Source organism: Vibrio aquaticus (genome assembly GCF_003970385.1).
Classification (GTDB): domain Bacteria; phylum Pseudomonadota; class Gammaproteobacteria; order Enterobacterales; family Vibrionaceae; genus Vibrio; species Vibrio aquaticus.
The window spans coordinates 1-868 of the sequence record NZ_RXZH01000047.1 but is presented as its reverse complement, the minus strand read 5'-3'; the positions used below and the strand labels follow the sequence as shown (position 1 = coordinate 868).

Sequence of the window (868 nt, the reverse complement as noted above, 5' to 3'; positions counted from 1 at the left end):
ACGTGACACAGAGGCTCTGTAACCAAATAGCTGGAAAGCTAAACTCGCGCCCAAGGAAAAGACTTGGGTTCTTTACACCACAGGAGTATATTCATGCGCATCTGTAAAAAGTGTCGCACTTCAAACTTGATACTAAGTTTTACCACAAGTTACTGACTTAATTGAGAAAGGACTGCCATTTCTGACCAGTTTTCTGACGCAAGCCACAAGGCAAGAACCTACTTGGCCGCCAAAGGCGACTAACCCAAAACCAGTAATTTCACTTCCCTGCCCAATGAGGCAACCCGACTAAAAAAACAACAAGCGCCCTTTCTTTCCAACCAAAGCGCAAAACAGTGCTGAATTGCCGAGGCAACTGCCAAGCTGAAATGCTAATTGGCAAAGAACCTAAAAGCGACTTTGAGCCAGTTAAACAAGAAGCCAACCGCCACGACCTGACAATGAAGCAACCCGCGAACATTGGCATGTTTTACGGGCTGAGAGATTCAAGAAATTAGGCCGACAAGTCGGATTTGCTGAGTCTACTAGGGAAGAATTGCCAAAGGGACAAAGAACCAGAGCCTAAGACCTTTAAGCCTTTGAAATACAAGTAAACATAACGCCCAATTAACGTGTGAGCAGCGCATACTCTGAACTAAACCACTGCGCCGTAAACACTTAACTCAACCCGAAGTGAGAGCGCCAAGCGTTGCGAATCACTGTTGAATTGTTTGTTATGTTTCTTGGATTCAAGTACGAAGTGCGACACCTCTGAAAAATAAAACAGTGAGATGTGGTATTCATAAGTTTTGCTCCCGCCAAGAAGTAAAACCATGAAATATACACACCTCACTGAGAAAGAAAGATATACGATTTCTATCTTAAGAAA

The 868-nt window shown here is 43.7% G+C and carries 1 protein-coding gene and 1 pseudogene; one reads left to right on the top strand and one right to left on the bottom strand.

The genetic code is table 11. The features are described from left to right. Nucleotides 1–107, top strand: a pseudogene (locus tag EJ063_RS20300) (IS30 family transposase); the annotation flags it as partial. A gap of 527 nt (nucleotides 108–634) precedes the next feature. Here EJ063_RS20300 and EJ063_RS21645 read toward each other — a convergent pair. After that, nucleotides 635–814, bottom strand: coding sequence for a hypothetical protein (locus tag EJ063_RS21645; RefSeq protein WP_148104546.1), 180 nt, complete (start codon nucleotides 812–814; stop codon nucleotides 635–637). Between the last annotated feature and the right edge of the window lie 54 nt (nucleotides 815–868).

Bases quoted from the DNA above. Each gene is read 5' to 3' on its own strand.
- EJ063_RS21645 (WP_148104546.1), bottom strand. From the start codon at position 814: ATGGTTTTACTTCTTGGCGGGAGCAAAACTTATGAATACCACATCTCA.